This window comes from Candidatus Hydrogenedentota bacterium (assembly GCA_012730045.1).
Classification (GTDB): Bacteria; Hydrogenedentota; Hydrogenedentia; order Hydrogenedentales; family CAITNO01; genus JAAYBR01.
In genome coordinates this window covers 15,482-29,150 of record JAAYBR010000139.1, presented here as the reverse complement: position 1 = coordinate 29,150, position 13,669 = coordinate 15,482, and the positions used below count along the sequence as shown (strand labels likewise).

General features: G+C 70.1%; 10 protein-coding genes. 4 read left to right on the top strand and 6 right to left on the bottom strand.

Features of this window, described 5'->3' with window-relative positions; translation table 11 throughout:
* Window positions 1-334: 334 nt before the first annotated feature.
* From GXY15_15080 to GXY15_15070, 3 genes are all read right to left on the bottom strand, one after another.
* On the bottom strand, window positions 335-619 hold the full coding sequence (locus GXY15_15080; protein ID NLV42534.1) for a hypothetical protein: 285 nt from the start codon (window positions 617-619) through the stop codon (window positions 335-337).
* A gap of 79 nt (window positions 620-698) precedes the next feature.
* Entirely contained in the window at window positions 699-1,145 is a 447-nt protein-coding gene (locus tag GXY15_15075) for a hypothetical protein (protein ID NLV42533.1), read from the bottom strand.
* 345 nt (window positions 1,146-1,490) lie between these two features.
* Window positions 1,491-2,816: a peptidase C45 gene (locus GXY15_15070; GenBank protein NLV42532.1), complete on the bottom strand. Its 1,326-nt coding sequence runs from the start codon at window positions 2,814-2,816 to the stop codon at window positions 1,491-1,493.
* A gap of 101 nt (window positions 2,817-2,917) precedes the next feature.
* Here GXY15_15070 and GXY15_15065 point away from each other — a divergent pair, with 101 nt between their 5' ends.
* Complete coding sequence (locus GXY15_15065; protein ID NLV42531.1) at window positions 2,918-4,738, top strand: PASTA domain-containing protein; 1,821 nt, start codon at window positions 2,918-2,920, stop codon at window positions 4,736-4,738.
* Window positions 4,739-4,745: 7 nt separating this feature from the next.
* Here the strand turns inward: GXY15_15065 and GXY15_15060 are convergent, their stop codons facing one another.
* Genes GXY15_15060 through GXY15_15050 form a run of 3 tightly spaced genes read right to left on the bottom strand, consistent with a single transcriptional unit; the run spans window position 4,746 to window position 8,942 of the window.
* A complete protein-coding gene (locus GXY15_15060) occupies window positions 4,746-5,954 on the bottom strand; it encodes a hypothetical protein (protein ID NLV42530.1) in 1,209 nt (402 codons plus the stop codon).
* A gap of 20 nt (window positions 5,955-5,974) precedes the next feature.
* The gene (locus GXY15_15055; protein NLV42529.1) at window positions 5,975-7,180 is read right to left on the bottom strand and encodes a Gfo/Idh/MocA family oxidoreductase; all 1,206 of its coding nucleotides are present in this window, start codon (window positions 7,178-7,180) and stop codon (window positions 5,975-5,977) included.
* A 49-nt stretch (window positions 7,181-7,229) separates the two neighbouring features.
* A complete protein-coding gene (locus GXY15_15050; GenBank protein ID NLV42528.1) occupies window positions 7,230-8,942 on the bottom strand; it encodes a nucleoside transporter in 1,713 nt (570 codons plus the stop codon).
* Between the two features lie 734 nt (window positions 8,943-9,676).
* Between GXY15_15050 and GXY15_15045 the strand changes: the two genes are divergently transcribed.
* From GXY15_15045 to nifA, 3 genes are all read left to right on the top strand, one after another.
* A complete protein-coding gene (locus tag GXY15_15045) occupies window positions 9,677-11,125 on the top strand; it encodes a hypothetical protein (protein NLV42527.1) in 1,449 nt (482 codons plus the stop codon).
* A 10-nt stretch (window positions 11,126-11,135) separates the two neighbouring features.
* Window positions 11,136-11,942 carry a ZIP family metal transporter gene (locus tag GXY15_15040; protein NLV42526.1) on the top strand — a complete coding sequence of 269 codons (807 nt, stop codon included), beginning with the start codon at window positions 11,136-11,138 and terminating at the stop codon, window positions 11,940-11,942.
* Window positions 11,943-12,093: 151 nt separating this feature from the next.
* Window positions 12,094-13,647: a nif-specific transcriptional activator NifA gene (gene nifA / locus GXY15_15035; protein NLV42525.1), complete on the top strand. Its 1,554-nt coding sequence runs from the start codon at window positions 12,094-12,096 to the stop codon at window positions 13,645-13,647.
* Window positions 13,648-13,669: the final 22 nt, after the last annotated feature.

Here is a 13,669-nt window from a genome sequence, read left to right as displayed (position 1 = left end):
GGGAATTCTGCCTATGAAGTGAGGGCTGCGGGAGGGCCGGAAAAGTAGACGCGCCATCTTGGCGCGTTCTTGGGGTTTTCGTTGGCCCAAAGAACGCGCCAAGATGGCGCGTCTACTTTGCGGGCGTGCTCGCCGACTTACTTCATTAGCAGCGAAGCGCGGCAATCTCGTTCCCGCCACGGATTCGGTTCTCGCGATGGCTTAGCCGGTGATCAGGGCCGGCCGCACCCCGTCGGACATGCCTCCGCAAACGGAGGGGGCGGCGGCCGCCAAAGGCAACCGCCGCCCCGGAAAGGGCAATAGGCCCGGATTCAATCGTCAGCGGGCCGCCGTGTTACTTGGCGGGACAGGACTTGCCGGCCTTGGGGCAGCAGCCCTTCTTGGCGCTGTCGGCCTTGGGGCAGGCGCCGTCCTTGGCCTTGTCGCAGCCCGCGCACTTGCAGGTGTCGCCGCAGGCGCACTTGCCGTCCTTCAGGCAGGGGCAGTCGGACGGGCAGGAGCAGACGGCCGCCTTGTCGCAGGCCTTCTCCGCCGCCGCCGCGGGCAGGGCGGTGAGGGTCATCGCGGCCACGGCGAACACGGTCAGCAGGCACAGAAAGAGATGGGTGTTTTTCTTCATTTCAACGGATCCTTATGTTTCAGGGTTCTTTTCGTCACGCACACGTTGTCGGACCGCTTGCGGCGCGGGCGCCGCCCCCTCAGCAGGTCCAGACGCACAGACGAAGATGGAGGGCGCGCCGGGCGGCGGGCGCCTGCACAGGCGCGGCGGGCGCCGCGCCGAAGAGGGTGTGAAGCGCTGTGTCGGCCCGGAGGGCGGACACGAAAAGGCCGTCGTAATCAGAGGAGGAACCCGTCTTCCGGAGCACGGGGTCGCGGCGGGACGCGCGGCAGGAACAGGGAAGGCCGCGCGGCGCGCCGTCTGCGCCGCCCTGGTCCGCAGCCGCTTCGGGCGGGGCGCAGTCGCCGTGGTCACCGCCGCAACAGCCCTTCTCCCCGGCGGGGCCGCTGTCCCGGTGTGTCCCGTCGGCGCAGGCCGGACCGCAGCACGCCGCAGTCTCCGGACACACGCATGCGGACACCCCCGAAACGGCCAGCCCTGCGGCCACCATCACAGCCACAAGGAGATATGTGACCTTTCGCGTCATGTTTCCATGGTCCCACATTTGGAACGTCCCGGCCAGGCGGACGGTTTACACGCCCGGTTCCCAGGCGCAAAAGGCAACGCGCCGAATCCCGCCGGGTATTCCCACCGGAAGCATTTCCATGATGCGCCCTTTCCACCGCCGCCTCCCGTCACCCCCGCGCAGGCGGGGGTCCATGCCGTCACGGTTCTTCTTCGCTTCCGTGTTCCACCTCCCGTCACCCCCGCGCAGGCGGGGGTCCATGCCTTCGGTGCGCGGCGTAAACCGCCGACCCCGGATAGGTTCCCGCTTTCGCGGGAATGACCGACTGGGGGCGGGAACGGCTGGCTGGGAGGCCTCTGCCCCGCCCTATTTCCCCGGCTTTTCGGCCATGAGGGCGCGGATGTCGTAGTGGCGGTAGGGCAGATTGCACGCGGGCTGGCGGACCGTGGAGTTGGCCACCCAGATTTCCATGGTCTTCGGCTTGTAGAGGGCGTTGTGCATGTTGCTGGTCATGGAGACGCCGCGGGCCATGAGGTCCAGGGCCGTTTCCGGGGTAAATTTCCCGTACATTTTGCCCACGCGCGCGGCGAGGCACTCGTAGCGGCCGCCCGCCGACAGGAGCACCGCGTCCTCATAGGGGTGGGGCAGGCGCTCGTCGAACTCGTTGGGGCCGATGAACTTGATGCTCTCCGGCACGGCGGCGACGCCGCAGGCCATGCCGCGCCCGTTCGCCGCCTTCGCGTCGCTGATGACGTAGTAGTACTCGCAGGTGCGCGGCGTGTCCCGCATGATGCGCATGACATCGTCCAGCGTGTTCCCCGACTCCAGGCACTCGCGCACGAGGAAGGTCATGGGCATGCCGTCCCATTGGCCCGCGCCGCCGCCGCCCATCTCGCCCACGCCGATCTGCCGGTCGTTCATGCCGGTGACGCTGCCGACCAGCCCGGAGTACGCGACGTTCACGAAGGCGTTGCCGCCCTGCGGCTTCTGGATGATGACCAGGGCCCACTTGTCCAGCCCGGCGGAGCGCATGTAGTCCAGCACGCGGCCGTGGAGCAGTTCGCCGTCCGCCGTGGCCTTGCCCCACAGGGCGAAGCCGCTGCAGTGGAACAGCTCGGGGAAGATGGTGAAGCGCTGCACGTCGGCCAGGGGCATCCCCGTGGCGTCGGCCATGCCCTTCAGCTCCTCCTTGTACTTCTCCGGAAGGTGCGCGCTCGTGCGGTTCCACGCCTCGTCCAGGCTCTCCGCAAAATTGCCCTTCCAGGAGATGTTGCCGATGGCCATAATCCGCGCGGCGGCCTGTACGATCTCGTCCTTCATCAGCGTGCCGTGCTGGAAGCCCATGTCGTAGTGCGTCCCCTCCAGGTGAAGCACGCGCTCGGTCCCGATCTGCTCCAGGTAGGCGGGGCCGTGCTCGCGCAGGAGCACGCGGGGCGCGTCCGCCGACACGGTCGCGGGCACCATGTCCGGCACGTCGCTGGTTCCGGCCAGCCAGTGGTCCGCCGGCAGCGCGGGCGGGGCCGGCTCCACCGGCGCCGCGGCCAGCTTCGCGTCATCGGCCTTCGCCGTGGCGGAAATCTCCACCTCCTTCGGCTTTGCGGGGGCGGCGGTCTTCGGGGCGGTCTGGCAGGACACGGCCAGCAGGGACACCAGGGCCAGCAGGCCGGCGAACAGGAAAGGGCGGGTTTTCATCGGGGTTCCTTTCGGGAGAAGGGGGGGACACAATACCCCCCGGTTCCCTGATTTGACCTTGCCGCAGGGGGGGCGGGTTTCGCGGAGTCCCCGGGAAAAATGTGCATATTGACAAAATGGGGCCCTGGGGGTACTATGAAACTGCGGGGACACGGGGTGGGCTCCGGATCCCGCGCAGGGCGCAAGGGAAAGGACAAGGATCAATGAGAAACGCTGGACGGGTCTGTTTTCTCCTCCTCATGACGGCTGGGCTGGCGGTCTGCGCGGGGTGCAAACCCGGCGTGCCCATGGCGGGGTTCACCGCCGAGCCCAGGAGCGGCACCGCGCCGGTGCATGTGCATTTCACCGACGCGTCCCGGATTGACAAGGACTCCTCGATCACCGGATGGGCGTGGACTTTCGGCGACGGGGGCACGTCCGCGGACCAGAACCCGGCGCACACCTATGCCGCGGCGGGAACCTACGAAGTCTCGCTGACGGTGACGGGGAACAAGGGCGGGACCAACACGGCCACGCTGGCCGGATTCATCACCGTGACCCCGGCGCGGGTGACGGTGCCCAACGTTGCCGGGATGACGCAGGCGGCGGCGACCGCCGCCCTCACGGGCGCGGGGCTGGCGGCCGGCGCGGTGACGCAGCAGACCAGCGCCACCGTGCCCGCAGGGTCGGTCATCAGCCAGAATCCGGCGGCGGGCACCCAGGCCGACGCGGGGTCCGCCGTGGCGCTGGTGGTGTCCAGTGGGCCGCAGATGGCGGCGGTGCCCGATGGCACGGGGATCACGCAGGCGGACGCCGAGGCGGCCCTCACCGGGGCGGGGCTGGTCCTGGGGACGGTGACGACCCAGTTCAGCGACACCGTCCCCGCGGGGTCGGTCATCAGCCAGAATCCCGCGGCGGGTGGACAGGCCGCCATCGGGAGCGCCGTGGACCTCGTGGTCTCCGCGGGCCCCGCCATCACCACACCCAATGTGGTGGGTCTTGCGCAGGCAGACGCCCAGACTCTGGCGGGCACTGCGGGGTTTGGAATGGTCCGCGTGGAACTTGAGACCAGCGCGACGGTGCTTCGGGATCATGTGATCTCCCAAAACCCCGCGGCGGGGGTCCAGGTGGCCGCCGGCTCTGAGATTTCCCTTACGGTTTCCTCCGGGTACCGGATCAGCATCCTGCTCCCCGGCGATGTGTCCCTGGAACTGACCCTGGTGCACGCGGGCAGTTTCACGATGGGGTCGCCCGACACGGAACGGAACCGGGACGCCTCTGAGGGCCCGCAGCACACGGTCACCCTCGCCGACGATTTCTACCTGGGCACCTGCGAGGTGACCCAGGCGCAGTGGACGGCCCTCATGGGCGGCCCGCCCAGCGCCGGCTACGGCGACAACCGGGTCGGCGACAGCTATCCGGTCTACAACGTCACCTGGGCGGAGGCGCAGGGTTTTGTCGCCGCGCTGAACTCGTACATCCCCGCGACCGGCCAGGGGCCGCTGACCGTGCGCCTGCCCTCCGAGGCGGAATGGGAGTACGCCTGCCGCGGGGGCACGCAGACCCGCTTCTTCTTCGGCGACTCCCTGGACGTTGGCGACGCCAACGAGGACGACGGGGTGCGCGGCCTTTACATGTGGTACGCGGGCAACAATGTGGGCCCGTACGCCCTGCAGCAGAAGCCCGTGGGCATCCGGCTTTTCAACCCCTTCGGGCTGTTTGACACGCACGGGAACGTCAGCGAATGGTGCGCCGACGCCTGGCACGCGGACTACACCGGGGCACCGTCGGACGGGAGCGTGTGGGACGAGGTGTCCCCCGCGTTCCGCGTGTTCCGGGGCGGCTGGTGGGGGTATGACGCGCGGTTCTGCCGCTCGGCGAGCCGGTTCGGCGGCTCCGCTTACGGAACCGGTCTGGGATTCCGCGTGGCCGCCACGCAGTAGGCCCGGGTCAGGCGGGGATTTCCTCCTCGTGGAGGCGTTTGCCGCCGTGCTGGGTGACCGTGACGCGCAGGGCTTCGGGCCGCACGTCCACGCGCAGCGTGGCGTCGGGCGGGTTGACGACGGTGTGGAAGGTCTTTCCGCCGGCGCCGCCGGGGCGGATCCAGGAGAAGGAGTGGGTGTGCCCGCTGAGCCAGAGCTGCGCGCCCGCCGCCTCGGCCAGGGGCTGCCACAGCCGCCGCACCTCTTTCATGCCGAAACCGTCATCCGGCTCGAAGGCCGGGGGCTGGTGGGTGAGCAGGATCTTCCAGCGGGCGGCCTTCGCGGCCTCCGAGGCGAGGTCGGCCTCCAGCCAGCGGGTCTGCCGGTCGCGGTGGGACCCGAATTCGACGAGGCCCGCGTACTCCTGGTTGCCGTCGGGCTTGTCCTCGCCGGAATCCATCACCACGAAATGCGCGCCGCCGTGGGGAAAGGAGTAGTGGTACTCGCCGCCGCGGCCGGGCATGATGTCGCGGAGCCGCCGGGCCCAGGGGCCGCGGGTCTCGTGGTTGCCGCGCACAAAGACCAGGGGAATGGACGCGCCGAAGCGCGCCGCGCAGACGTCGTAGAAGGCGCCGAAGGCCTGCGCCTCGCTGATGCAGTCGTTCATGATGTCGCCGTTGAGGACGACAAAGTCCACGCCGTTCCAGTCGGTTTCGTCAAACATGGACGCCAGCAGCTTCCCCTTGTCGTGGATGTCGTTCCACATGACGAAGGAGAAGGGCCGCTCCGCGGGGTCGGTGGGCGCGCAGGTGAACGGGCCCGACGTGACGGTCTCGCCGTGCGTGACCTCGTAGGGCGTGCGGTAGCCCTTGAACTCGCGGGAGACGAGGGTGCAGGTGAAGGGCTTCCCCGGCGCGAGGCCGGTCACGCGCACGGCGTGGCTCGTGGAGTCGTTGGGGATCAGCCCGTCGCGGCTGGTCACGAACACGCGCTCCTCCCCGCCCTCCACGGCGCAGCGCACCGCGGCGGTGGCGGGGCGGTTCGTGTGCCAGGTGACGGTCACCTCGCCGGTCCCCGGCGACTGCACCACGGGGCCGTGGACGACGGCGAAGGGCGCCTCCCCCCCGTCCGTGTCGGCGGCGCGGGCGGAGGCGGCGAGCCCGGCGCCCAGCAGTCCCGCGCCCGCGTGGGTCAAAAAGTCACGGCGGGGCATGCCCGCAAAACGGTGATTGGTCATTTCTGCCTCCTTCTTTCCGGTCATCCGGGGTACATCACGCGTTTTTCGCGGTCGTAGCGCTGGCGCTGCCCGGACTCCAGGGCCGCGGCGGCCATGATGCTGGCGACGGAGTGCTGGTGGCCGAACTCGATGTCGGCGTTGGGGCGCTGGCGGCTGCGGAGGCAGTCGAGCCAGTTGGCCAGATGGTTCTCGTCGGGCGGCGGCTGCAAGATGCCCTGGCCGTACGTCGTGCCGCCGCCGCCCTCGTCCCCGTACTGGAGGGTGAGCAGGTCGAGGGTGCCGTGCTGGCCGTGCAGGGTGTAGTGCGTGCCCGCCGCGTTGGTGAGGTTCATGCACCACTCGAACAGGAAGCCCTCTGGGTAGTCAAGCAGGGCGTGGAAGAGGTCCGTGTGCTCGCGGCCGTCCTTCCAGACGTAGATGTTGCCCAGCGCCACGGCGGCGTCGGGGTACGACGCGTTCATGATCATGTGGGCCTGGTCCACGAGGTGGACCATCCAGAGGCCGGCGATGCCGTTGCAGCACATCTTGTAGAGGTGCCAGCGGCGCAGGAGCTTCGGGTCGAAAGCCACCTTGGGCCGGTTGAACAGGTAGGCCTCCCAGTCCACGTCCTTCTCCTTGCAGTTGGCGAAGTCGCGGGCCCAGCGGGCCTGGTTGAAGCAGTTGGCCGCGGAGATGCGGGAGACGTGGCCCAGCCGCCCGGAGGCGATGAAGTCGCGGGCGGCCTTCTGCCGCCCCTCGCTGCGGTACTGGGTGCCGACCTGCACCACAAGCTTCTTCTCGCGCGCCAGGTCGAGGGCGGCGGTCGCCTCCTCCACGGTCTGCGACATGGGCTTCTCGACATAGACGTCCCTGCCCGCCTTCAGCGCCTCGATCATGATCGGCGTGTGGGCGAAGTCCGGCGTGGCGATCATGACGGCGTCCACGTCCTTGCGCTTGAGCAGCTCGCCGAACCGGGCCGTCTCAAAGGGCTTCTTGCCGTGGTCCTTCTTCACCCGCTCCGAGGCGCGGGCGAGGTTGGGCTTCCACACGTCGCACACCGCCGTCACCGTCACGTTGTGGCTCTTCTTCAGCTTCGCCAGTTCGGACAGGTGGTACGACATGCGTTCGCCCGTGCCGATGAGGCCGAGCTGGATGCGGTCGTTGGCCCCCAGGGACGCGCGCGAAAGCATCACGCCCGCGCCCGCCGCGGCGAGAAAGTCCCTGCGTGAGAACGAAGCTCCGGACATGACGGCTCCTTCTGGCGCGCCGCGCGGCGCGCCGGTTGTGTGCCTCGGCTCAGGCCCCGTCGCCGGGGTCGCGCAGCACGGCGTACCAGGTCCCCGCGGCGAAGTACGCCAGCGTGGGGACGATCATCCAGGTTCTGAGGAAGGCGTGGCGCGCCTCGTAGCCCGCCGCGCCCTGAAGCAGCACCCACACGGGCCACGCCAGGCACACGGCAAGGGACAGCAGCGCCGCCGCGCCCAGGGCCAGCTCGAGGGGCGCGCGCGGGCGCTCCGGCGCGGCGGGGATGTTTGCGGCGCGCGGCGGCGCGGCGGCGGCCGGTTCCTCCGCCGTTTCGCGCCCGGCGGCGCGCGCCCCGGCCAGGCCGGCGAACACCGTGTGCAGGACGATGGTCAGCGCCCAGGTGGGCAGGAAGAGGAAGAACAGGTGCAGGACGCCGGTCTTCTCCAGCGTGACGGCGGCGGCGATGGCGATCCCCCACGCGCCCAGGGCGGGCCAGAAGACGTTGCGCCCGCCGCGGGTGGCCCAGAACCGCGCGAAGCCGATGCGCGGGAAGATCCAGTGCTCGGCGAAGACGACGGCCCCCACGGGCATCAGGAGCAGGCCGTAGTAGCCGACGAAGTCCGTCAGCCGCACAAAGACCCACGGCGAGCACGCGATGACCGTGGTGAAGACCCCCGCCACGAGCGTCACCAGCCAGCGCGGCCACCCCGGCGTCACCGCCTGGAGCGCCAGCCCCGCGCGGTAGAGCGTCGGGTTCGACGTGGTCCACCCCGCGATCACCACGGCGAGGATGCCCGAGACCCCGAGGGCGTGGTGGGCCAGCGCGCCCGCGTCCACCTGGTCCGGCCCGATCTTCAGCATGGCCATGGTGGCCGCGCCCATCATGCCCGCGCAGATCCACGCGAGGTAGTGGCCGAGGAACATGCCGAAGGCGGAGTAGAGCCCGCAGCCCCAGTGCCGCGCGTAGCGGAACAGCGCCATGTCGGACAGGCCTCCGTGCATCGCCAGGTTGCAGATCCACGCGAAGGCCGCCACCTGCCAGAAGGTTTTCGGGGTCTGGCCCGGCGGGGCCTCGCCCGTCCAGATCATGTCGTTGGCGAGCCGCCAGAAGTCCGCCCAGCCCCGCAGCTCGCCCGCCCCCGGCGCGGCCTTCGCCAGCCCCGGCAGCAGCACCACGGCCCCGGCGATGAACATGAGGAACATCCACGGCGAGCACACGGTGGAAAACTGCGCCAGCCGCTTGAAGCCGAGAATCGCCAGCGCCACCACCACCGCGCCCACCGCCAGCACGATGAGGACGAAGCGGAGGTCCGTGGGGATCCAGCCGATCTGCGGCGGGATGCCGAAGGGAATGCGCACGGCGGACGCCGACACGGTGATCATGCACCCCGCGAGCACGCAGAACAGCACGGCGTTCAGCACGTTGTAAATGGTCGTGGTCACGGGCCCCGCGATCCGGCGCAGGTACCAGTAGAGCGTCAGCCGCGTCCGCACCGCGATGGGCGCGCACAGAAGGGTCCACGTGAGCACCGCCATCAGGTTGCCCAGCGCCAGGCCGACAAAGATGTCGAAGGCGTTCACCCCCCACGCCACGAACATCGCGCCGATGGCGAACTCCGTGCCCGCCACATGCTCCCCCGCGAAGAGCCCCGCGAAATGCCGCCCCGGCTGGAGCCGGTCCGCCGACACCGGCTCGCGCTCGAACTCGTACAGCTGGTCCAGCGCCCGGACGACGTTCGATTCCCGCTGTGCCGCGTCCGCCATGCGGTCGTCCTCCTTGGGATGCCGACGGCCGCGGTTCCCGTTCGGGCAGCGCGCCGCCGCTCCCCTAAAGTAGGCAATGCCCCCGGGGCTTGTCAAGAAGGCCCGGGCACCCCTGATTGCCGGATAAGGCGAGGGACGGAACCAGGCGTGTTGTGTGAACACGCGGGGGAATGCGCGCCGTCGTGAAAGGCATGCCCCTCACCCGCTGTGCTGGACGATTCCGCACGAAAAGAAGAGGGCGCGGCAAGCGGCGCCCCTACGGGCGGGACCGGCAGGCTCTCCCGCGCATGCGAAGCGGGCGCGGCAAGCGGCGCCCCTACGGGCGGGACCGGCAGGCTCTCCCACGCATGCGAAGAGGGCGCGGCAAGCGGCGCCCCTACGGGCGGGACCGGCAGGCTCTCCCGCGCATGCGAAGCGGGCGCGGCAGGCGGCGCCCCTACGGGCGGGACCGGCAGGCTCTCCCACGCATGCGAAGAGGGCGCGGCAAGCGGCGCCCCCACGGGCGGGACCGGCAGGCTCTCCCGCGCATGCGAAGAGGGCGCGGCAAGCGGCGCCCCTGCCAGCCCACCCCTCTGGTATGCACCCGTAGGGGCGCCGCTTGCCGCGCCCTGGAGCGAACAGATGGGCCGTCGCTTATCCGGCGGTCAGGGGGCGGCGCGTTGGTTTGCGGCGCGGACTCCGGGTAGAATGGGCCCAGGGTTGGATGGATGGCATACGAACGCAGGAGGTGCCCCATGGCGGACGGCGGAACGGTGCGGGTGTTTGGGAATGTCATCGGCGCGCGGCGCGTGCGGCAGGGGGAGCGGCTCCGGGCGCGCCTCGCGCGGCGGTTCCGCCATGAGGAGGGGCGGCAGTACCCCCTCGCAGTCGAGGACAACCCGGTCATCGGCCCCTACCTGGGGCTGAAGACCGTGGTCTCGCGCCCGGGCGGCCCCGAGCCGGACTGCGAGAACGGCGTGTTCATCGGCACCATCCGCATGGGCTACGGCCACTACCGCATCGGCCTGGCGCTGGCATCGGCGGCGGCCTCCATGGGCCTCACCCCGTACTGGTTCGACCTGCTCAACTTCGACTCGACGGGGGAGAAGGTCATCCGCGAGATGGACAGGTGGTACTCCCTCGGCTCGCGCATCAGCCAGAAGTCGCGGGCCTTCAACCGCCTCGTGTGGGACCCGCTCATGGGCAGGTGGTACCGGCGGCTGGAGAAGAACTACCCGGTCATGGAGCTGTGCGGCCTCTTCTCGGACGTCTACGGCGCCCTCCCGCCGGACACGCCCTTCCTCGCCACGCACCCCTTCACCGCCCACGCCGCCGTCAAGGCCGGGCTGCGCCGCGTGGTAAACGTGATCCCCGACAACTGCCCGCTGGGCTTCCACCTCGCCCCCGGCGCGTTCCAGACGGTGCAGACGCCCTCGGCCTATTTCGGCTTCCGCACCCTGCGCGGCATGGGCCGCCGGGGCGAAGTCCCCTGCGGGGTGCCCGCGTCGCACCTGCGCATGGCCGGGCACTATGTGGACCACGAGCTGGCGGCGAACATCGAGGCGGACTGCGGCGCGCGGCTGGCGCGGCTGGAGGCGCGCGCCCCCCGGCGCCTCCTGCTGTCCGTAGGCGGCGCGGGGGCCCAGGCCCCGCTGGTGGCGGCGGTCCTGCGCCATCTGCTGCCGCGCCTGCGCGAGAAGTCGGTTGCGCTGTTCCTGAACTTCGGCGACCACGCGAAGATCGAGGAGCGGGTGATGCGGGCGGCGCCCGGCGCGGCGGAGATTGCGGTGCGCCACACGGACTGGGACGGGACGGCGCGCTTCGCCGAGGACGCCCTGGAGGGGGAGGCGTCGGGCCTGCACACCTTCCTGCACCGGGACATCTACGCGGCGGTCTACGCCACGAACGCGCTCATGCGCGCCAGCGACGTCCTGATGACCAAGCCGAGCGAGCTGGCGTATTATCCCATCCCCACGCTGTTTCTGGAGCGGGTGGGCGGCCACGAGGCCTGGGGCGCGATCCGCGGCGCGGAGCTGGGCGCGGGGTCGCAGGAGTGCGCGGGCACGGCCGAGACTCTCCAGGCGCTCGACCTGCTCCTCGGCGGCGGCGACCTCCTCTCGCTGTGGTGCGACAGCATCCTGCGGCAGGACCGCGCCGGGGTGTACCACGGCGCGTACCGCGCCGTGGAATGGGCAACCGAATAGGGAGCCGGGCATGGACTTTCTGACAGGGCTGCACCCCGTCATGCAGGCGTTTCTCGCCGGCATGTTCACCTTCGGCATGACCGCCCTGGGCGCGCTGCCCGTCTTCTTCACCCGCGAGGTCAACCGCGACTTCCTCGACGGGTGCCTGGGCGCCGCGGCGGGCGTCATGATCGCCGCCAGCTTCTGGTCGCTCCTGGCCCCGGCCATCGAGATGAGCGAGGCCATGGGCGGCGTCCCCTGGCTGCCCGCCGTCATCGGATTCCTCGCCGGCGGCGGCGCGCTCATGCTCGTGGACAAGATACTCCCCCACCTCCACCCCGACCGCAAGAAGGGGGAGGAGGAGGGCATCCCCACCTCCTGGCGGCGGAGCACGCTGCTGGTGCTGGCCGTGACACTGCACAACATCCCCGAGGGGCTCGCCGTGGGCGTGGCCTTCGGCGCCGCCGCCAGCGGCATGGCCGGCGCCACCGTCGCGGGCGCCCTCGCCCTCGCCCTCGGCATCGGCCTCCAGAACTTCCCCGAGGGCGCCGCCGTCTCCCTGCCCATGCGCCGCGAGGGCCTCTCCGCGTGGCGCTGCGCGGCCTACGGCGCCGCCTCCGGCGCCGTCGAGCCCCTGGCCGCCGTCGCGGGCGCGGCCCTCGTCCTCCTCATGCAGCCCATCCTCCCCTACGCCCTCGCCTTCGCCGCAGGCGCCATGATCTTCGTCGTCGCCGAGGAGCTCATCCCCGAGTCCCAGCGCCGGGGCACCGATGTCCCCACCATCGGCCTCCTCGCCGGGTTTGCCCTCATGATGCTCCTCGACGTCGCCCTGGGGTGAGGTCAGACGGGTCCGACCTGTCCGACCCGCCCGAATGGTCTGTCCGGCCCCCCTTTGGTTGACACGCCCCCCGCCCGGAGCATACCATTCCTACATCTTGGTATGTTTGACCGCGCGGTAGCCTTCCGCGCGCAACCCGGGAAAGGGGCGCATGAGCACCGAGAAGCCGAAAATCCGCCGAGAACTCGCCGAGCTGGCGCTGCTGTTTGAGATCAGCCAGATTCTGGACCGCAGCATGGACCTGCGGGACGAGCTGGGGCCGGTGCTGAAGGCGATGGCGAAACACACGGGCATGCTCCGCGGAACCATCGCCCTGCTGAACCGGGATCTGGACGAGGTGGTGACCTGCGTGGCCCACGGGCTGACGGACGAGCAGCTCGCGCGCGGACGCTACAAGCCGGGCGAGGGCGTGATCGGGCGGGTGGCGCAGTCGGGGCGGCCGATGGTCATCCCGAAGACCTCGGAGGAGCCGCTGTTCCTCAACCGCACCAACGCGCGGGGCACGGTGAACCGCAAGGAGGTGTCCTACCTCTGCGTGCCCATCAAGATGGAGTCCACCGTCCTGGGCACCCTCAGCGCGGACCGGGTCTTCGGGTCCGAGGTGTCGCTGGAGGAGGACATCCGCCTGCTCCAGATCATCGCGTCCATGATCGCGGGGTCGGTGCGCCTGCGCCAGGAGACGCAGGAGGAGTACGAGCGGCTGCTGTCGGAAAACGCGCGGCTCCAGCAGGAGCTGCAGGCGCGGTTCCGCCCGGCGAACATGATCGGCCGGTCCAAGGCGATGCAGACGGTGTTTGACCTGATCCTCCAGGTGGCCCGCAGCGAGGCGACGGTGCTCATCCGGGGCGAGAGCGGCGTGGGCAAGGAGCTGGTGGCCCAGGCGATCCACTACAACAGCGACCGGGCGGCGAAGCCGTTCATCCGGGTGAACTGCGCGGCCCTGCCGGAGAACATCATCGAGAGCGAGCTCTTCGGCCACGAGAAGGGCGCGTTCACCGGCGCGGTGCGCCGGCGCGAGGGCCGCTTCGAGATGGCCCACCGGGGCACGATCTTCCTGGACGAGATCGGGGACCTGACGCCGCAGACGCAGATCCGCCTGCTGCGCGTGCTCCAGGAGAAGGAGTTCGAGCGCGTGGGCGGCGAGGAGACCGTCAAGGTCAACGTGCGCGTCATCGCCGCAACGAACCGCAACCTGGAGGAGGCGATGACGACCGGGGGCTTCCGGCAGGACCTCTACTACCGCCTGAACGTGTTCCCCATCTTCGTGCCGGCCCTGCGCGAGCGCCGCACGGACATCCTGGAACTGGCCAACTTCTTCGTCGAGAAGTACGGCAAGGAGAACAACAAGTACGTCCGGCGCGTCTCGACGCCCGCCATTGACATGCTCATGGCCTACCACTGGCCCGGCAACGTGCGCGAGCTGGAGAACTGCATCGAGCGGGCCGTGCTGCTGACGAACGACGACGTGGTCCACGGGCACCACCTGCCGCCGACGCTCCAGACCTCCGAGGCCAGCAACACGGTCATGAGCGGCACGCTGGAGGAGACGCTGGACCGGGTGGAGCGCGAGATGATCATCGAGGCGCTCAAGGACTCGCGGGGGAACAAGGCGAAGGCGGCCCGGCAGCTCGGGGTCTCGGAGCGCCTCATGGGGCTGCGGGTGGACCGCCACGGCATAGACCCGAAACGCTACCGCACGCCCTGAGGGCGGCGGAAGGCAGGGAGAG